The organism is Tenacibaculum sp. 190524A02b (assembly GCF_964036645.1).
GTDB classification, from domain to species: Bacteria; Bacteroidota; Bacteroidia; order Flavobacteriales; family Flavobacteriaceae; genus Polaribacter; species Polaribacter vairaonense.
This window is the reverse complement of record NZ_OZ038525.1, coordinates 1,174,678-1,196,344: the sequence shown is the minus strand read 5'-3', so window position 1 is coordinate 1,196,344 and position 21,667 is coordinate 1,174,678. Positions and strand designations below refer to the sequence as shown.

Annotated in this window: 10 protein-coding genes; 7 read left to right on the top strand and 3 right to left on the bottom strand. The window is 30.0% G+C overall.

Translation table 11 applies throughout. The features are described from left to right. Positions 1–23 precede the first annotated feature (23 nt). Positions 24–1,475, bottom strand: coding sequence for a PLP-dependent aminotransferase family protein (locus tag ABNT65_RS04690; RefSeq protein WP_348706600.1), 1,452 nt, complete (start codon positions 1,473–1,475; stop codon positions 24–26). 86 nt (positions 1,476–1,561) lie between these two features. On the opposite strand from ABNT65_RS04690, the gene ABNT65_RS04685 reads away from it, so the two are divergent. The 6 genes from ABNT65_RS04685 (at position 1,562) to ABNT65_RS04660 (ending at position 11,834) form a co-directional block, all read left to right on the top strand. Then, the gene (locus ABNT65_RS04685; protein WP_348747309.1) at positions 1,562–2,800 is read left to right on the top strand and encodes a M14 family metallopeptidase; all 1,239 of its coding nucleotides are present in this window, start codon (positions 1,562–1,564) and stop codon (positions 2,798–2,800) included. A gap of 10 nt (positions 2,801–2,810) precedes the next feature. Continuing rightward, on the top strand, positions 2,811–6,032 hold the full coding sequence (locus ABNT65_RS04680; protein WP_348747308.1) for a SusC/RagA family TonB-linked outer membrane protein: 3,222 nt from the start codon (positions 2,811–2,813) through the stop codon (positions 6,030–6,032). Positions 6,033–6,037: 5 nt separating this feature from the next. Further along, on the top strand, positions 6,038–7,471 hold the full coding sequence (locus ABNT65_RS04675) for a SusD/RagB family nutrient-binding outer membrane lipoprotein (protein ID WP_348747307.1): 1,434 nt from the start codon (positions 6,038–6,040) through the stop codon (positions 7,469–7,471). A 76-nt stretch (positions 7,472–7,547) separates the two neighbouring features. Further along, positions 7,548–8,543 (top strand): hypothetical protein, encoded by a 996-nt coding sequence (locus ABNT65_RS04670; RefSeq protein WP_348739984.1) that lies wholly within the window; start codon positions 7,548–7,550, stop codon positions 8,541–8,543. A gap of 9 nt (positions 8,544–8,552) precedes the next feature. Then, positions 8,553–10,106, top strand: a complete 1,554-nt coding sequence (locus ABNT65_RS04665) for an N-acyl-D-amino-acid deacylase family protein (protein ID WP_348747306.1) — start codon at positions 8,553–8,555, stop codon at positions 10,104–10,106. 198 nt (positions 10,107–10,304) lie between these two features. Further along, entirely contained in the window at positions 10,305–11,834 is a 1,530-nt protein-coding gene (locus tag ABNT65_RS04660; protein ID WP_348739981.1) for a hypothetical protein, read from the top strand. Between the two features lie 689 nt (positions 11,835–12,523). Here ABNT65_RS04660 and ABNT65_RS04655 read toward each other — a convergent pair. Further along, positions 12,524–13,846, bottom strand: coding sequence for a serine hydrolase (locus ABNT65_RS04655; protein WP_348747305.1), 1,323 nt, complete (start codon positions 13,844–13,846; stop codon positions 12,524–12,526). 394 nt (positions 13,847–14,240) lie between these two features. Here ABNT65_RS04655 and ABNT65_RS04650 point away from each other — a divergent pair, with 394 nt between their 5' ends. After that, entirely contained in the window at positions 14,241–17,459 is a 3,219-nt protein-coding gene (locus ABNT65_RS04650) for an AsmA-like C-terminal region-containing protein (RefSeq protein WP_348747304.1), read from the top strand. Positions 17,460–18,111: 652 nt separating this feature from the next. Here ABNT65_RS04650 and ABNT65_RS04645 read toward each other — a convergent pair. Then, positions 18,112–21,666, bottom strand: a complete 3,555-nt coding sequence (locus ABNT65_RS04645; protein ID WP_348747303.1) for an ABC transporter permease/M1 family aminopeptidase — start codon at positions 21,664–21,666, stop codon at positions 18,112–18,114. Position 21,667: the final 1 nt, after the last annotated feature.

Here is a 21,667-nt window from a genome sequence, read left to right as displayed (position 1 = left end):
TTTTATTAAGATAATTGACTTTTTTAACTTAAAGTACTAGACATTTTATATATTTTTTCCCTCATTACTTTTTCATTAACAGAAGAATAACCTAAAACAAGTCCATGTTTTTTTCTTTTAGTTATATAATAGTTACTTAAGGGATAAGCAACAACATTTTGAGCTAATAACTTTTTATGAACTAAATTATCATTTAGATCTTCTTTTTTTATTTTTCCTATTAAATGCAATCCATCAAAAGAAGAATTGATATCTAAAAAGTTTTTTGTCAATTCAGAAAACATCCTTTTTCGATTTTTAGAGGTAACAATAACATTTCTAATATGTTTATTTAAATAATCTCTAATTATAAACTCATTTAGGTTCTCTTGTAAATGAACCGAAATAAACCTACAAGACTGTTCGTAAATACTTTTAATTGGCGTAACTAAATATTTAGGAACTAACATATAGCCAATTCTTAAAGAGGGGTGAAGTAGTTTGTTAAAGGTACCAATATAAATTACTCTTTTTTCTGAATCTAAACTAAATAAAGATGATATTGGATTGTCCCAATTACTAAATTCATGGTCATAATCATCTTCAATAATTAGTGAATTATTTGTTGAAACCCAATTGAGTAATTCTTCTCTTCTATTTTTACTCATTTTAACTCCCAAAGGGTACTGGTTAGAAGGTGTGGTATACACAAATTTTACATTATTCTGTTTAATAGAATCAATGTTAATGCCTTCAGAATCTATTTCACAAGGAATAATGTTTGCTTTTAAACTTTTGAATAAATTATAGGCCCTTGGGAAAGTAGGATTTTCCATAACAATGGAATTCCCTTTGTTTAGTATACTATTACCAATTAAATATAAAGAATGTAAAGAACCAGAGGTGATAATAATTTGCTGATAATCACAATCTATATTTCTATAGATTCGAAGATAATTCATAATACTTATTCTTAAGGTATCCAGACCTTCAGCTGGAGCATATGATAAATTTGTAGGAGTAGCTTCTCTCCAATACTTGTTAGATATTTTTTTCCATTTATTAATTGGAAAAATATCAAGTGGAGGTAAACCAGGTCTGAATGCAATATTGTTTTTGGAAAAAGTATCAGTATTTAAATAAGTATTTTTTAAAAAGAGATTCGCTTTTTTAGAAATTTTAGGATAATCAAGAAAATCGTTATCTTTATTAGGCAAACTTTTTTTAGTCAAATTATAATTAACAAAAAAACCAGCTCCTTTTTTAGGTATTATGAATCTTTCAAAACTTAATAAATCAAAAGCTTTAACTACTGTACTTCTCGAAATTTCTAAATCTTTAGCTAATACTCTCGTGGGTGGTAATTGAGTATTATTTGGTATAACCTCATTTAAAATTAAATTTTTAAAAGAATTGTATATTCTCTTGTAGATAGGGGTTTCTAGATGGTTCCATTCTTTTGTTCCTTGTAATAAGTTTTTAAAATTAAAATACAAATTGGTATGTGTTAAAATAAAAAATTGGTATGCACAATATACATGTTTAACCTTATAATTTTATACTCGATATAGAAAAATTTTATATGAGATTCAGTTTTACCTTTAAAAATTTAGTTGTTCTACTTTTACTTTTTGTAGGATGTAATTCAGTAAAAGTTGTTAAATTTAAAAATCCAGTAGATACTACCAGCAAAGAAATTTATAAGCAAAAACACCAAGTATATTCTATTAAAGATATGCAAGTCTTTGCAACCAATAATTTTGATGCAGCGCGGTTAAATGGTTTTGAAAAAGTAAACGATAGTATTGTAAAAGCGGTAATTAAACCAGAAAATACTCCAATAAATAATAGTGCTTATTACTCTTTTAAAATATGGTCAAAAAAATCAAAATCAATTTATATTCAATTTGAGTATCCTAAAGAATTTAAACATCGATATGTTCCAAAAATAAAAACGAAGAGTTCAAGTTGGCGTGCTATTGATTCTTCTAAGGTATTTAAAAATAACGAATACTTTTATCTAAAATTAAACATTTCAAAAGATACAACATGGGTATCTGCACAAGAGATCGTTACTTCAAAAGATACAGAACGTTGGTATAAAAGTGTAATAAAAAATAAACCCTATGTACGTTTAAAAAGTGTAGGTAAAACTACTTTAAAACGAAATTTACCTGTATTAGACATTTACAAAGGAACAAAAAACAATAAGCCTATTGTTGTTTTATTAACAAGACAACATCCACCAGAAGTAACAGGTTTTTTTGCTTATCAAGAGTTTTTAAAAACTATTTTACATGATAATAGTTTAACTAATGAGTTTCTTAATAAATATAGAGTTTTAGCCTTTCCAATTGTAAATCCTGATGGAGTAGATTTAGGACACTGGCGTCATAATGCTGGAGGGGTAGATACCAATAGAGATTGGTCTAAATATCATCAACCAGAAATTAATCAGATTGTAAAATTCATAACACAACAAAGTAAAAAACATAATGGAAGAATTGTTTTAGGACTTGATTTTCATTCAACTTATGAAGATGTTTTTTATACAAATAAGATAAGGAAAACCACTGCACTTCCCAATTTTATTAATGAGTGGTTTTTAGCTTTAGAAAAAAATATCCCAAACTATAAAGTAAATGAAAAATCAGGAAACAGTACAAAACCTGTTTCTAAAGGTTGGTTTTTATATGGACATAATGCAGTAGGAATTACTTATGAAATTGGAGATGCTACGCCAAGAGATAAAATTAAAGTAGTAGGAAAAGTAACTGCAGAAGAGATGATGAAAATTTTAAATAAATCAAATATTAACTAAATCAATATATATGAATAAAAAACTCTATTTAAGTTTTTTAACATTACTAATTACATCAGTTGGTATGTTTGCACAAAAAACGGTAACAGGTATTGTTAAAGATTCTACAGGCCCTTTGCCAGGAGTATCAGTTGTAGAAAAAGGGACAACGAATGGTGTTGAAACAGATTTTGAAGGAAATTACAAATTAAAAGTAAAAGACAATAATTCAATTTTAGTATTTTCTTTTATAGGAATGAAAAACCAAGAAATTCTTGTTTCAGGAAAATCAAAAATAGATGTTCTGTTAAAAGAAGATAGTCAGCAATTAGATGAAATAGTAGTAAATGCATTAGGAATAAGAGTAGATAAAAGAACTTTAGGAGCAACAGTTTCTAAAGTTAAAGCGGAAGCTTTAGAAACTTCAGGTGAAACAAGTGTTATTAATTCATTACAAGCAAAAGCATCAGGAGTTAGAATTGCTCGCTCTAATGGTGACCCTGGTGCGGGTTCTAGTATTCAAATACGTGGAGCTAACACAATTTTTGGAAATACACAGCCTCTAATTATTATTGATGGCGTACCTGTTAGTAATGATTATATTAATGGAAGTAATGCTAGTGCTGGAGGTACTGTACAGCAATCTCGTTTAAACGATATAAATGATGATGATATAGAAAGCATCAATATTTTAAAAGGAGCGTCTGCTGCTGCTATATGGGGATCTGCTGCTGCAAATGGTGTATTGGTTATTACCACAAAAAGAGGTCGAGATACTGGAAAAGTTAATGTAGAATATAAAACAAGTTTATCAATAGATCAATTAGCAACATTTCATCCTTTACAAAGCGTGTATGGCCAAGGGTCTGGTGGTAACTGGAGAATTAACAATTCAAGGTCTTGGGGAGATAAAATAGATGACAGATCTGGAGCGGCTGATGAATTTTATACCAAAGTAGAAAGAGGGTATTTCGTTGGTGCTCAATCTGGAAATGAATATTTATTAATAAAAACTAAAAACTCGAAGGAAACTTTTAGGGATAAGAATAAAGAAGCTATTTTTCAAGATGCGTTTTCTACCAAACATAATTTGAGTATAAGTGGTGCAGGAGGAAAAGGAAATTATAGATTTAGTATTGGATATGTAGATCAAGAAGGGATTATAAGGACTAGTGACTATAAAAAACTTAATGTAGGATTTACTGGTAAATATGAATTTAATGATAAGTTTGATGTTACTACCTCTACTCAATATGCGAATACAACATCTAATAGAATTCAACAAAGTTCTAATACAGCAGGTGTCCTTTTAGGGCTATTAAGAGGTGCTCCAGATTTTGATAATACGGATTATATAGGTGATTATTATGATAGCAATGGAGTCTTAACCCCATTAGCACACAGAGCGTATAGATCGCATATTGGAGCAGGTATCCCGGCTTATAATAATCCATTGTGGACACTACACAGACAAAAAAGCCCCACTGAAGTGGATAGAATTATTTTGAGCACAGATTTTAATTATAAAACTAATGATTGGTTAAATTTAAAATTAAGATCAAGTTATGATACGTACTCAGATGAAAGAAGGTATTTCTTTCCTGTTTTTTCAGCAGGAACAGGCAGAACAACTGGGCAATTTAGATTGGATAATATTAATAACAGTATTTTTAATTTAGATTTAATAGCTACCACAAATAGTATAAAGTTATCAGAAAACATTAATTCAAGTTATATTTTAGGTTATAATTTTAATGATCAAAATAGAAAGAGTGTATATAACAGAGGTGAGAATTTTATTACCAATACTACTTTACAAAGCTTTTCTATTACAACAGAAATTTTACCATCAAGAAACTTAATTAGAAAATTAAGAAGCTTTAGATTTTTTGGAGCAGCTAATTTTGATTATAAAAATCAATTATACTTAAATTTATCTGCTGCTTTTGAAAAAGCATCTAGTATAAAAGGTGGATTCTTTTATCCTTCGGTTGATGCTTCTTGGCAATTTACACAATTACCAAGTTTGAAGGATAATAATGTTTTAACCAAAGGTAAATTGCGTTTTGGAGTAGGTCAAGTAGGAGTTAGACCTAGACCTCATTTAGCTCAGACTGTTTATGTGAATCCTAGTTTTTCAGATTATAGTGATCCATTAGATATTGAAGATTTTGGTGGAGGATTAGGTTTTAGTAATACATTAGGGAATCCTAATTTAAAGCCAGAAATAAAAACGGAATATGAAGTTGGATTTGATCTTGGTTTATTTAATAAACTTGATCTTGGTTTTACTTATTACTATAACAAAGTAAATGATGTTATATTACCAGTACCTATATCTCCAAGCTTTGGTGCTAGTAGACGTTGGGATAATGGAGCTTCTCTTCAAAATAAAGGAATTGAATTAGATGTTAATTATAATTTCTTAAAATCTCAAGATTTAAATATGAGCTTCTATGGTAATTTTAATAACAATAAAAATAAAGTTTTAAGTCTTAAAGGTGCAGAGTCTATAGCCTTAACAGACGGTTCGGTAAGTTCAAGAGCTGTTGTGGGACACGCTATGGGAGCATTATGGGGAACAAGAGCAAAAAGAAACCCAGACGGTTCTTTTGATTTAGATGCTAATGGATTTCCACAACAAGCTGTTTCACAAGGAGTAATTGGAGACCCTAATCCAGATTGGAGAGGAGGATTTGGATTGCGAGGAAATTATAAAAAATTCAACTTTAATATACTTTTTGAACACTCTCAAGGAGGCGATTTTTCTGAAAGAACTCGTTTTATCTTAGGAAATTTCGGTACACATGCCGATGTAGGTAATGAAGTAACTCCTAGTGTAGATGTAAAAGATGTGAACGGTAATGTATACCCAGCTGGTATGCCAGTAAGAGGAAATATTAGAGATTTTGGAGCAGGACCTGTTCTTTTGAATCAAGCCTGGTATACTACGAGAGGAGGAGGATTTGGATCTTCGCCAATTAATGAGTTTACGCTTTATAATAAGGCTACATGGACACGCTTAAGCGAAGTCACAGTTGGTTATACCTTAAACTCTGAATGGTTTAGAAAGAAAACAAAACTAGCTTCAGTAGATTTTACGTTAACAGGAAGAAACTTGGCTTTATGGACAGATATTTTAGGTGTAGATCCTCAAACCAATCAAACAGGAGTAGGTAACGGATTTGGAATAGACTATTTTACCAATCCAGCATCTAAAACCTATTTACTTACAATTAAAATAAAATATTAAATATCATGAGAACTAAAATTTCTTTTTTTATAATTTCAGTAATGTTGTTTCTTTCTTGTGATAGTTCATTTGAAGAAATCAACTTTAATAAAAATAATTTAACAACAGATGTAAATTTACCAGCAAACTTGTTGATAAAAGGAACAATGTTAGCTGATATTGCAATTAACGTTAGTCATTTACAGCGTATATCTGCAATGTGGTCAGGACAATATAAAGGAGAAATACTATTGTACGATGCACTTCACAATTATAGTATTTCAACGGAAGAATGCGATAGTGCTTGGGGGTACTTATACAACGGTATTTTAAAACAAAACGCATTAATAAATAGGTCACTTCCTACAGAACCAATATCTAGACAACTATTAATAGGTGGTATTAGTAAAATAATAGAGGCTCATGCTGTAGGAACTGCTGCTGCCATTTGGGGAGATATTCCTTATAGTGATGCGATCACAAATCAAGATAACCCACAATATGATCCAAAATTTGATAAACAGAGTGAAGTGTATGTTAGATTGCAATTAGTATTAGATAATGCCATTACCGAACTAACTACATCTGGTGTTGGTACAAGTCTTCCTGAAGACATATTTTTTCAAGGAGATCCAACAAAATGGGCGCAAGTTGCTTATACTTTAAAAGCAAGGTATTATTTACAAACTAAACAATACTCCCTTGCTTATAATGCAGCTTTAAATGGAATTTCTTCTAATGCTAATACAATGAAGTTTGTACCACCTTCTGGAGACACTGGTGCTGAGAATTTACTATATAGATTTATGCTAGGAAGAGCTGGTTATATGACAACTAATACAGATAACTATAGTGCTGGTTTGTTAGGTACTACAGCTAGTTATAATAGAAACAATGCAAAAACCAATGAGCAAGCAAGAAATAAATATTATACAGATACTAGACATAGAAGTAGTACTACAAAAAGAATAACAGGAGAATTAACCCATATGTATCTAGTTTCGTATCAAGAAAATTTATTAATTCTTGCAGAAACAGGCGCTAGAACTGTAGATTTTAATACAGGATTGAATAATTTAAATCAGGTAAGACAACTTACAGCTTCTGGAGTTTTATTTGATAAAGTTAACGCTTCAGATGTATTGCAGTATGATGATTATGTTGCTACTGATTTTGATAATGGTGGCATTGAGAATGCAGATAATATAAACTCAACCAGAGCTTTATTAAGAGAAATAATAGAAGAAAGGTATGTAACAGGTTTTGGTACATTTATTCCATTTAATGATGCTAGAAGGCTTCGTAAATCTGACTCAGATATAGCGGTTCCTTTTCCATTAAATAATAACTCAGTAACAAAATATCCAGAAAGGTTTCCTTATTCTCAGAATGCTATAAATGCAAATTCTAACACACCAAAAAACATTGATATTTATTCAACTACTGAAGTAAATCAATAAAATAAACTTTGTTTCAATAAAAAAGAGGTTGTTCAGTGTTTTTAATCAGCCTCTTTTTAAAGAATAATTAAAAAATATGATAACTATTTTACAAATAGGTTACGGACCATTAGGAGTACAAATAGGCAAATACATCGCTCAAAAAAGCACCGTTAAAACTATTGCTGCTGTAGATATAAACCCATTATTAAAAGGAAAATCATTATCTGAATTAGATAAAGAGTTACCAACTAATGTAATTATTTTTTCCTCTGTAGAGGAAGCGTTGAATAATTTAAAAACAAAACCAGATGTAGCTATTATTACTACCGTTTCAAGTTTAGAAAAATTAATTCCTCAAGTAAAAGAAGTTGCTAAATTTGGTATTCCAGTAATTTCTACATGTGAAGAATTATCATATCCATGGAAATTACAACCTAAATTAAGTAAACAACTAGATACTATTTGTAAAGAAAACAATATTACTTGTTTAGGTACAGGAGTAAACCCTGGGTTTTTAATGGATTACCTTCCTTCTGTATTTACCTCAATATCTAAGGATGTTTCACATATTTTAGTAGAAAGAGTACAAGATGCTACCTCAAGACGTATACCTTTTCAACAAAAAATAGGCGCAGGGCTTACTATTGATACTTTTAGAGAAAAAGAAGCTACAGGAAAATTACGTCATGTAGGCTTACAAGAATCTGTATATTTATTGGCCAATACTATAGGGATAGAATTAGACAAGGTTACGGAAAGTTTAGATCCTGTAATTGCTGAAGCTGATGTTGCCTCTAAAGCAATTAAAGTAAAAAAAGGAGAGGCTAGAGGTGTAGAGCAAATTGCTCACGGATATAAAAATGGAGAGTGTAAAATAAAAATGCATTTCAAAGCTGCTATTGGTGAACCTCGATCTTTTGACAAGGTTACTATCAAAGGGATTCCTAATTTTTCTTCAGAAATTGAAGGCGGAATTAATGGTGATATTGCCACTTGCGCAATTACTATTAATTGCATTAATAGTATTTTAAAAGCACCAGTAGGTTTACAAACAATGGCAACAGTTGCCGTACCTGGTTTTATAAATTAATTAGAAGTTATGAACTGTAAAACTTATATCTCAACACTTATTATTATCATGTTTTTTTCTTCGTGTTCAAAGAAGAAAATAGAAGCAGATATACTCATTAAAAATGGTACAGTTTATAATGGAATTGATACCAGTCCAAATCAAAATGATATCGCTATAAAAAATGATAGAATCATTTTTTTAGGAAATCCTAAAGATGCTAATATCAATGCAAAAAAAACAATAGATGCTAAAGGATTAATTGTTTGCCCTGGATTTATAGATCCGCATACACATGCAGATCGAGACCTTACGGTTGCCAAAAATTCACATAATAAGCCTTTTCTATTTCAAGGAATTACTACAGTTGTAGTTGGTAATGATGGAGATAGTTTTTACCCAACTTCAAAATATATTGATTTGTATGCTACTCAAGGAATTGGTACAAATGTGGTTCCTTTGGTAGGACATGGAACCATTAGAAACCAAGTAATGGGAAAAAGCGATAGAAAAGCTACTGCAAAAGAAATTACCAAAATGCAACAACTAGTAGCGGAAGAAATGAAAGCTGGCGCCTTTGGTATCTCAACAGGATTATTTTATTCTCCGGGAAGCTATTCAAATACAGATGAAGTTATTGCTTTGGCAAAAACGGTAGCGAAACACAACGGAATTTATGATACCCATTTACGTGATGAAAGCTCATATACTGTAGGTTTAATTCCTGCAATTGAAGAAGCCATAGAAATTGGTCGTAAAGCCCAATTACCTATCCATATTTCACATATAAAATGTTTAGGAGTAGATGTATGGCATCAAAGTAAAGAAATAGTAAAAGCTATTGAAAATGCACAAAAAGAAGGAATTGAGGTTACTGCAAATCAATACCCTTATGATGCTTCTGCAACAGGATTAAAATCAGCAGTAGCACCACGTTGGGCAGAAAGTGGAGGGAAAGATTCGTTAATGATTCGCTATAATAACCCTGTATTGCAACCAAAAATATTGGCTGATACAAAAAAGAACATTACACGTAGAGGAGGACCGGACAAACTATTAATAGTAAAATCAGAAGCTCCAAAATTTGATGGAAAAAATTTATTAGAAATTTCTAATTTATTAAACCAAACACCAGAAGAAGCCGTTTTCTCTATTTTAAAAACAGGATATGTACGTGTAGCTTCTTTTAATATGAACCCTCAAGATATTCACTATTTTATGCAGCAAAATTGGGTAGTTACAGGCTCAGATGGTAATACGGGGCATCCTAGAAAATATGGTTCATTTCCTAGAAAATACAACAAATATGTACTACAAGATAAGATTATAGATTTACCCACATTTATTAACAACAGTACAGCAAAAACCGCAGCTATTTTTAAAATTAAAAATAGGGGAAGTTTACAAACAGGAAATTTTGCAGACATTATTATTTTCAATCCAAAAACCTTTAAAGACCATGCTAATTTTACCGATGCTTTTCAACTATCAGAAGGATTAAAGTATAGTATTATCAATGGAAAATTAGCCATAGACGAAGGGCAGTTTACCAACTTACTAAGAGGGAGCGTCTTAACCAAATAAGCAGATTAACATATAGGTAGTTAGAACTATAATTTCTTATAGTTCAGGAAAACTACATCTAAAATACAGCTTGCAAATAATTTTTTGAATGTCAGTACAAGTGTTTTTTATGAAGTGCAAACGCAATAAAAAAAGTATCGAGAACAGTTAAAATTATACAAAACCATTATTCATTAATAATATAAGAATTAAGATAAAATGAAGAAAAAATATCTCTTAATCATTGCATTTTTAATAGTTACTTTTTCAAGTTGTAAAAAGAAAACAACTAAAAAAGCAGTTGTTAAAAATGACAATATAGTTAATACAATAATCAATGATAAAAGCAATTTTTATCATATTAATAAGGCCAATTATTTAAATGTAGATAAATCGTTACCAATAGGTGTATTTGATTCTGGAACAGGTGGTTTAACAGTATTAAAAGCCATTGTAAACTATGATAAAAATAAAAACGATTCTCATGAAAAAGGAAGTGACGGAAATTTTGATTTTGAAAAAGAGTCCTTTATTTATTTAGGAGATCAAGCAAATATGCCTTACGGGAATTATTCTAAAGAAAACAAGGTAGCATTACTTAAAGAACATATTATTAAAGACGCTCAGTTTTTAATGAATAATAAATACTATTTAGATGCTAATGATAAAACTCCTAAAACAGATAAAAAACCAGTTAAAGCTATTGTAATAGCCTGTAATACAGCCACAGCGTATGGTAAAGAATATATTGAAGCTTTCCTAAAGCAAGCCAATGCTAAGCTAAAAGTTATTGGAGTAATTGATGCAGGAGTTAGAGGAACTTTAGCTAGTATAAAAAAAGACGAAGATGCTGTTATAGGTGTATTAGCAACTGTAGGTACCATAGCATCAAAAGGCTATAAAAACACCATTTTAAAAATGAAAGAGGAGTTAGGTTATAAAGGAAAAATAGAAGTATTTTCTCAAGGAGGACTTGGAATTGCAGAAGCTGTTGATGAAGACCCAAATTACTTCAATAAAAACCTTAAAAAACCGCGAAAAGATTATAAAGGGCCTAGCTTAAATGGAGAGGTAAAAATTGATAAAACTCTTTTTGATGTCTATAATTTTGATTTTACTGATAGCAGAATATTATGTGATCGTGAAAAAACAGACGATTGCTCAGTTCTTCAAATTAATGATGCCAAAAATTATGTACGTTATCATTTGGTAACACTATTAGAGAAAATAAGACTATCTAAAACTAAAAATAAGTTAAAATCAATTATTTTGGGATGTACGCATTATCCATATATGACAAATGAGATTAACGAAATTTTAAAAGAACTGTATAATTACAAAGATAAAAGAGGAGAATATTTGTATCGAAATTTTATGGTAGATAAGATACAATTAATTGATCCGGCTGTAGATACTGCCAAAGAATTACACGATTATTTAAAACAAGAAAAATTATTCAATCCTAAAGGAACTATTAAAAATAGCGAGTTTTATATAAGTGTAGTTAATAAAGATAATCCTGATAACTTAATTGATATTGATGGGCGTTTTCCGTATGAATACAAATATGGTAGAAATGCCAATGAAATTCAAGAATACGTAAAAATTGTTCCGTTTAGTAGAAAAAATATTTCCTATGATATTTTAACACGTTTTCAAAAGCAAATACCATACGTATATCAATTAATGCATACGTTTAATCAACAAAGTAATAAAACAAAACATTTAACCGATACAGAAAAAATATAATTATACTATTGAACATAAATAGTTAATTTTCTTCTACAAATAACATTAGTACACTTTTTCTAATTGGCATTGTACAGTTTTCAATAATACGTAACTGTTGCTTCGAGCGAAATTATTTGCAATGTAATGGAAAATGATTTTTTATCGAGGAGTAACATCTTAATTGTAAAATAGTTTTCGACACACTTTTTCGTACCTAAAAAGCATTCAAAATGACATGTTTGTTGTTTTTCTAAGAAGTATAATCAAATATTTACCACATGTTAAAAATACTGAAACTATTGTACCTATAAATGAAATAAAGGATGAAAAATATATTAGGAAAAAAGAACCAATCAAGTAACTAATCCAGTCTTAAAAGCTCGATATGCTGGACTAGTATGGGATTTTACTTCTAAAGTTATATCTACAGAACCGTTACATCTTAATTGCAATTTTTTGTTCTTTAGATAGTCTTACATTCATAACGTAAATATACAAACATAGCGGTTATAATTGTGTTGCTAAATTAGAATATTAAAATTGATTATACATAACTCATTACGCATTTAGAAACTTTAATAAATATGTCAGTTATGAAAAATTATACCGTTTTTTAATTAAATAAGGTTCCCAATTATATAGAAAGGATAATATCCAAACGTTTAACTCCCCGATGTTTTGCATCGGGGTAGTTCATTATCAATTTATTAGTTTTCTGATGTTACTTTACTAATAGTAGTAGTAAAACCATTTTGGTTGAATGTTAAACGATCATTAGTTCCTTCAATTTTAGTTAAAGTGGCTCCAACTGAAGTATCATAAAGGGTTGTTTTATTTTTTTGAATTAATTCACTTTTTATTCCTTGAGCTTTGGCTATTAAAAATAACTTGTCTTTTTCTTGTGTAATTTCAAAAATTAAGTTTGCTTCTTTCAATAAATATTTACCCGTTATATCTTTAAAGTCAGCTATATTAATGCTATTAAATTTTTCAATAGCTTCATTGTTTAAATAGGAGAACAAATCATTTTTTAATGATTTTCCTAAAGGCATTCTATGAGAGTTTGTAAATGATAAAAATAAATTCTTAGTTTTTGGGTTGTATGCATTTATAAAAGAGTAGCCTATATTGTTTCCGCCATGTTCATATATTTTTTCTCCTTTGTAATTTTCTTTAAATATCCCTAAACCGTATATTTTATTACCAGATTCTAACATTAATTTTAGAGTCTCTTTTTTTAGAAGTATTTCCGTTTCAAAAAGAGAGCTAAAAAATACTTCCATATCAGCCAATGTAGAAGCAATACTACCTGCTGCATAAGCAATGTTTGCAAAGTAACGATAGTCTAAATAAGCTGTTACATCTTTATTATTATCATAAGGCGTCGCTAAGTTTGGTAAATTTCTATGCACATAAGGGTAAGTATTATTCATTTTTAAAGGAATGATAATGCGTTCTCTAAGCAAGTCAAAATAACTTTGATCGGTAACTTTTTCAATAATTTTACCTAACAGAAAATAATTAGTATTACAATAATCAAATTTACCAATCATATCTGGATTATTTTTTTCAATCTGATTTAATAAATTATCAGTGTATAAAGAATCCTTTTTCCCGTAAAAAATTTCTTGTAAATTTTTACCAATAACTTCATCTAAACCACTTTCATGCGTTAATAAGGCTTCAATAGTTATTGAGCTATCTACATTAGTAATAGGAGGTAGGTAGGCTCCTATACTATCGGTAAGTTTTAAATTTCCTTTTTCTAGTTCTTGAAGAAACAGAATAGCGGTAAAGGTTTTGGTGGCGCTACCAATATTAAAAACGTGATTTTCATTTAAATTAAAATTACCTAGACTTACTGTTTTTATTTGGTTATTTTTTTTAACAAGAACAGCAATCCCTTTATTTTGTTCTTTTAACAAAGGATCAAATTTTTGTTTAATAATATCTAGTTTGTTTTCTTGAGCAAATGACACACTTTGAATAAGTAATAAAATTGCGATTGCTAAATGTTGTATGGTTTTCATATTATATTGTTTTAAAGTTTAATTCAAAACTCTTACAATTATTCACCGCTTAAAAAAAAGAATGATAAACGTATGCTATAAAATGATAAAGGAAAAAGTGTCTTGTTATCATTAAAAAATAGCTGTTTATGTATTCATTAATACCTTTTATCATAAAAAAGGAAAGAATTTAGAGTATTTGAAATTAGCAAAATCAAAATATATTTTGATTGAAGGTAGCTAGCGAAGCTACAAAAAGCGTATCGAGAACTAATTCAGAACTAAAATTCTTATTCTCGATACAATTTTTCTCCATTTTATTTCGAAAAATTACTCGAATTGACATAATTTTACTCCAAGTGCACAACAGGTAATTTATTAACAAGCTTATACTGCTATAATAACCACAAGTATTATGAAACTACAAGCCTTTAAAAAAAGAAAATTCTGGTTACGATTTATAGCTTGTGTAATACTTTTACCATTATTTTTTCTCAGTGCTACAGTGTTATATATCAACACCAAACAAAACAGTATTATTAAAGATCAAATAGCTGAGCTTAATAAAAAACACAAAGGTTTTATTGATATAGGAGAGACTCATTTATCACTCTTCAGTAATTTTCCTAATATTTCTTTTAAAGTAGACGATCTAAAAATAAATGAAACTAAAAAGGATAATTCACCAGTTATTCTGGACGTTAAAGATATCTACGTAGGATTTAATTTGTGGGATATTTTAGAAGGAAATTACACCATTAAATCCTTAATTGTAGAAGAAGGTTTTTTTGATATTGTAATTCATGAAGATAAAAGTCTAAATCTTTTAAATGCATTAAAGCCATTTGATGAAACAGAAAGTGAAGAACCCATAGATTTTAAACTTCAAAAAATTAAATTACACAATTTAGATATTCATAAAAAAGATGAAGGTCAAAATACAGACTTAGAAACATTTATTTATGAGGCAGATGGTGGTTTCAATATTGATAATGAAGTAATTTCAGGACATATAGATACTAAGTTTGAAATGAATTTAATTAGTAATGGCGATACTACGTATGTAAAACACAAACACTTTGATGTTCATACGGATGTTAGTTTGAATAAAGATACTGGATTGCTTACTATTGAACCTTCTGGAGTTACTATGGAGCATGGTGATTTTGAGTTAGAAGGAAAAATAGATACCAAAAATGATTTTGATCTTGATCTTATAATAAAAGGAGCGAAGCCAAATTTTGATATGCTAATAGCCTTTGCTCCAGAGGATCTCATTCCTGTTTTAGAACGTTATAAAAATGCAGGGAAAATTTATTTTAATGCAGTAGTTCAAGGCCCTACATTGAATCAACAAGTACCTTTTTTTGATGTAAATTTTGGTGTAAGTGAAGCTTTTTTAGAAAATACCAACAAAGGTAAGCGAGTCAAAAATATTGGTTTTAAAGGGCATTTTACAAATGGTAAGGAACGAAGTTCTCGTACCACAACATTTTCGCTGGAAGATATGACTGCCAAACTTGGGAAAGGAAAAATTCTAGGAAATGTCGTGATCAATAATTTTGATCAACCAGAAATAGATATGCGATTAAATGCAGATTTTAATCTTGAATTTGTAACTGATTTTTTAAATTTAAGTGAAGTAGATATTGCATCAGGAAATGTTTCCTTAAAAATGAATTTTCATGATATTGTAGATATTGATAATCCAGAACAAGCACTCAGCAAATTGAATCAGGCGTATTATAGTGAGTTAAAAATTGATAGCCTCAGTTTATCTTCCAAAGATCTTCCTGCGCCATTAAAAAAACTGAATGCACATATAGAAATGAATGGGAAAAAAGCGACAATTAATCAATTTGATATGCTTTTAGGAAATTCTGATATTTCAATAACAGGGTATTTGTCAGATCTACCTGCTATTGTACATCATACAGATACACTCGTCGTTACGCATTTAGATATCAAATCGAACCTATTAGATATTGCCGAACTTACACAATTTTCTACGACTGATAGTATAAAAACAGGTATAGATGAGCAAATTAAAGATTTAACTGCTGGATTTTCATTTAAATCCTCAGCAAAGGCCTTTACCGAAAATAAATATTTGCCGAAAGGAGAGTTTTTTGTAGACAGTCTTAACGCGAAATTAAAGCATTATCCACATAAATTACACGATTTTCATGTAGATGTATTAATCGATGATGAAGATCTTAAAATCAAAGATTTTACAGGTTTTATTGATGATTCTGATTTTCATTTTAACGGATTGGTGCATAATTATGGTTTTTGGATGCAAAAAGAATTGAATGGTGATGTAGATTTAGATATTACCTTAACTTCAGACTTATTGCGTTTGGAAGACATTTTCTCGTATCAAGGTGAAAATTATGTTCCTGAAGAATATAGACATGAAGAATTTGAAAAACTGGAATTGCATGTGAATTCTAGTATGCATTATAAAGCATCAGCATTACACTCTATAGATTTAGAATTGGACAAGCTGAATACCAAAATGCATGTACATCCATTACGATTTGAACACTTTACAGGTGATTTTCATTATGAAGATGATCATCTTGTAGTGAAAGATTTTATAGGTAAAATAGGAAGAACTTCTTTTAATATTGGCTTGAACTATTATTTAGGAGATGATGAAGCGATTAAAAAACGAGACAATCACCTCAGTTTCAGAGCAAATTATATTGATTATGACCAACTATTTCCTCCTGATAAACCAACTGAAAAGGCAACCATAACGGTAAAATCAAAAACTGCGGATGTTCCAGCACACGCAGATGCTTTTAACTTGTATGAGCTACCATTTACGGATATGAAATTTGATGTAGATGTAGATTATTTTATGTATCAACGAATTCATTTACAAGATATAAAAGCAAAATTACGGACAACTCAGAATCATTATATTCATGTAGATACCTTACATATGAATGCCGCTGGTGGTAATTTTAATATGTCTGGTTATTTTAACGGTAGTAATCCGAAGAAAATTTACCTGAAACCTAATATAAAAACCACTAAAATTGATTTGGATAAGTTCTTATTTAAGTTTGAAAATTTTGGACAAGATCATTTGGTTTCTGATAATTTAAAAGGACATGTTTCTTCTAACATAACTGGAAAAATTAGAATTTATCCTGATTTAGTCCCAGATCTAGATCAATCAGAAGTTCACATGGATGTAAAAGTTTTTAACGGTAAATTACAGAATTATGAACCTATGAAATTGTTGTCTAGTTATATGGGAGATAAAAACTTGAACAATATCAAGTTTGATACCATTCAAAATCATATTGATATACATAACGGACGCATAACGATTCCTAATATGACGATTGAATCTACATTAGGACATATGGAATTATCTGGGACACAAGATTTGAATAATAATATTGAATATTACTTAAGAATTCCATGGAAAACCGTTAGAAAAGCTGTTTGGTATAAATTATTTAGTAGTAAAAAAAATAGTGGAAATAAAGAAGAAGAGGATGAAATTATAGAACTCGATCCTAATAAGAAAGTAAAATACTTAAATTTAAAATTACATGGAACTGTGGATGATTTTAAAGTTTCCATGAAGAAAGCAAAAAAGAAGAAAAAGGAATAAGTTTTTTACATGATTGATTTTTTTAAATTTCAAACGATGGATAATTGTGTTATAAATAAATTGCAATATGGCAAATTATAGCTACATTATAGCTACAAATGACTTTCCTTATAAATCTAAAATCTTAATCCGTGAGAATCGCGTATTTGAAAAATTATGAATCCTAGTACAGAATATTCAATTTAAACGAAAGCCAAAAACACTTAACATAATAGAGAATTATAGTTATCAAATAAACAAAGTAGTTAATGAGGCGTAATTTAGTTCACGCTATTCTAATTGTTTTTTAAAGGAATTCATGAATCTCCCTAAAGTCGATTTCTTTTAACATAATATCTGCCGATATAAGTCTAAAGACGTTATATCTGATATTATGCTAAATAGCCTGAAAAACGGTTATACAGAAATCACTGTATAATTGTACTATAATTAATATTATGTTAAATAGAGGAGATGTGATATATCATACTATCGTTAATTTTTTTTCTAGTTTACTATACTCAAGTGCCTCTTTAGGTTTAAATACTTATTCTCTTTACCATATAAGTTAATAGTTTAGCTCAATAAAAAGCTAAACTATTTGTTTTTTCGACTATTATTTCTACAAAGATTTTCTAATATTTTTTCGCATTATAGTTAACTTAAGTATTTATTAATTAACAACTATTACATTATCCACCTTATCTTTTTCCGGTCGATATCCATACGGATCTATGACTATGAATTTTGGCTTTTTAGATGTCTTTAGAATAATCTCAGTTTCATTCGAATTTATATGATGACTTTGTAGATATAATATCTCTTTTTTATTAGCCGATTGCACCTGTTTATCAAAAAATCCAATAGAAATAGGCTCATTTATCGTAGTTTCTTCCTCACTACTATCCGAAAATATTTCAAAACGTTTGACGCTAACATTTAACGTAGTTTGATAGGAAGTATCTGCTAGTTTTTCTGTTTTAGAAGAGCTAATCTTTAAATCATAACGGATGATTTTTTGAAACCAATCATCTATTAAATGATGGTACTCTTTCGGTGTGATTTGATAAAATTCATTTAACAAATCAATAGATAAGACTTGAGGCTCATCTAGATCTTTAAACCTATCTACTACATTTTTAATGGCTTGATTCATTTTTTCTTCTCCAACCAAGTCTTTTAAGGCCAATAAAGAAATCAACGATTTTCCATATAACAAATGCGATTGTCCTTGCTCTATATACAAGGGATTCTCAACTTGAGTAGCATAGGATCTTCCAGAGAAATAACGTTGATTGGCTGTTTTACTCAATTGCCATAAGGCTTTTTTACCATACATTTTTTCTAACACCACGGCTTCGGTATACTTGGCCAATCCTTCAGTAATCAATCCACCACCGTCTACATTTTTAGGCGTTAGTAAATGTCCCCAATATTGATGTGCTACTTCATGAATGGTTCGTTTGGCTACCAAATTAAAATCAGGATTTTCACTTACATCAATCAAATGCAAGTTATCTGCTACCATAGCAATGGTTCCGGGTAAGGCAATGCCTCCAAATCTCCAATGTCCTGGTACCTCAGCAATTCGAACATGATTGTACGGAAACTTTCCAAAGTATTGCTGACAATAGTCTATGGTTTGTCGTGTGCTCTCTGAAATCAGTTCTACATTATAATCATGGTTTTGATGATAATATTGTTCAATATCAATCCCTTTGTACTCTTCTTGAGTAGTTGTATAAGCTGCTGAGAAATACGCCAAAAACGGAATCGCATTACCTGCTATTTTATATTGATAATAGTTGCGTTCTCCTTCTTCCCATTGCTTTACCAAATCTCCCGGAGCAATGGCCGTTTGTTCTTTGGATGTTGAAATCACCGTTTCAATAGGTATTTTTATATAACCTTCATCTTCACTATGAAAATGATTATCGCTCTCTAATGCAGTTGCTCTTTTTGGTAAATTTCTTTGAGAACGCTCATAAGCACTTTGAACCTCATAAGAAGTGCTATAGCCTAAAATCGGATCGAAGTTATTTCGCATTAAAAAGGTTCCGTTTTTTACGAAATTGTTGTTTTGTTCAAATCCTTTTTTAGTGTATTGAATCTCATAACTATAGTTGATACGTTCCTTTGGTTGAATTGGTGTTTCAAATTCAAAAAGCTTTACTTCGTGTATAGTATCGTCCTTTTTCAACCTTCCTTTTTCTAGTTGCATATTTAAGGTAGGAATAACTTCCGTAATCAATAAATTTTCAACAGCTACCCCTCCTCTATTTTCTAATACATAGTTTACTTTTACTGTATACGCCTCTTCTTTTGGAAACAAATGAATCTCTGTTTTCATGTCTACCGGAATTAATTGTCTCGGTGTATCGTATTGTTTATACATACGCTCATAAGCTTCACGCTTGTCTAAGATAACTTCACTAGTTTCAAAATTGCCAATCACCTGTGAGTTATAATACACTGCCGAAGCACTTGATAAAAAAAGAATTCCTAAAAGACTTAAAGCAATCAATTGCCACTTTTTCCATGGTTTCTGTAAATTAATCCATTGATTTTTAAAGGAAAAAGAACTGTTTCGTTGCCATAATTTATAGGCTACTAAGGTGAGTATCACAGCCAAGCTTAACCAAGTAATGGCATAATAATGAAATTCTTTTACCGTATCGCTAAATCCGTTCATTAGTGTATGTTCTACTTTAGGCAATACTCCTATTCTAAATAAAGGATTTTCGATTCCTAAAATAGAAGTGTTAAAAAGTAAAATAAAGACGCCAACAGCTGTCATTCCGAAGTATTTATTCGGAAAAACACTTTGCATAAATACACTAAGTAAAATATAAAAAAGGATACCTACTCCACTAAAATAAAAAAGGGAAGCATAGGTGGTGAAATCTAAGAATTCGTATCCTAACTGTATTTGAAATCCTATAGCTATTAAAATACTAATACATATTAATAAGCATGGTAATAAGATCAATGCAACGGTTTTTGCCAAGAAAAATACTGAGGTTGGTGCGGGTGTACCATACAATATCCCGTCGAATTTTGTTTCTTTTTCTCTCCAAATAAGTTCTCCCCCATAAAAAACTACCGCTAGAATACTTATATATGGCAAAGGGTCTTTAATTAGCCATACCAACAAACTTGTAGTTGGATACAGACTTTCATTATAAGTTCCTCCTTGATTGATACGTGAATAAATTTCAATAAATACAATTACAATCCACATGCCTATAATGGCTAAAAAGGGAAGGTTCTTGCGTACCGCATTCAATTCCATTTTTAATTGAGATACAAAACTATTCCAACTATGTTTAAAAGAATATTGTGGTGCTTTTATGATTCGATATGGTACTAAGGCTGTTTCCTTTTCCGTTTTGATAGCTCTGCTTTTCTTTTTTCTTTCTGAAATTTTATAGGAAAAGAAACTATAAGAAACGAACAAAAGGATACTTGTAAAACCCAACCAAAAAAGTCGATTAGCTAAGAAGTATCCAGATAGCGCTAATTGTTGGGTATTCTTCTCGGCGGGTGTCCAAAATTGCGTTTGTTCTAGAAAGGCTGATAATCCAAAGGGATCTCCTATTGCTGCCATTTGCATGGTCTCTGCGGAAGCATTCACTTCTCCTGCCAATAAAGGTGAATTAAAAAATAAAGCTGTTAAAAAATAGAGTCCGTAAATACCTATAGCGCTTGCATAGGTTGCGATATTATTTTGAGTTAACAAAGCTACTGAACTTACAATAGCAGTTACGATAAAAAGATTAGGTGCCGCAAATAACAACCATGTATTTAGATAGGAAAACACATTGAAATCTAACAATCTACTGGCATCTAAAGCTGGATTTTGAGTTCCTAAATACCAGCCTATAAAACAGGCACTAAATGTGAGTAATGAAAATAGATATACGCCTAAAAATCGACTCACAAAAAACTGTATTTTCCTTAAAGAACTGGTAAATACCAATGCATCGGTTTTATGGTGTTTGTCTCTTAAAAATCCGCTAATAGCAAAAAACATCACAATAAACACACTTCCTAAGCTTAGTAAGCCTACGTCATAGTTGATTTCATAATTAGAATTAAAAGCTACTTTGTTAGAAAATCCTTGAGATCCTAGTGTATATCCTAAAAATGCAAACAGGATACTAAAAGCAATGAGTGCTCTTTGTTTTAATTGATATTGTATTTCAAATTTTAATAAGTGGAATAGCATA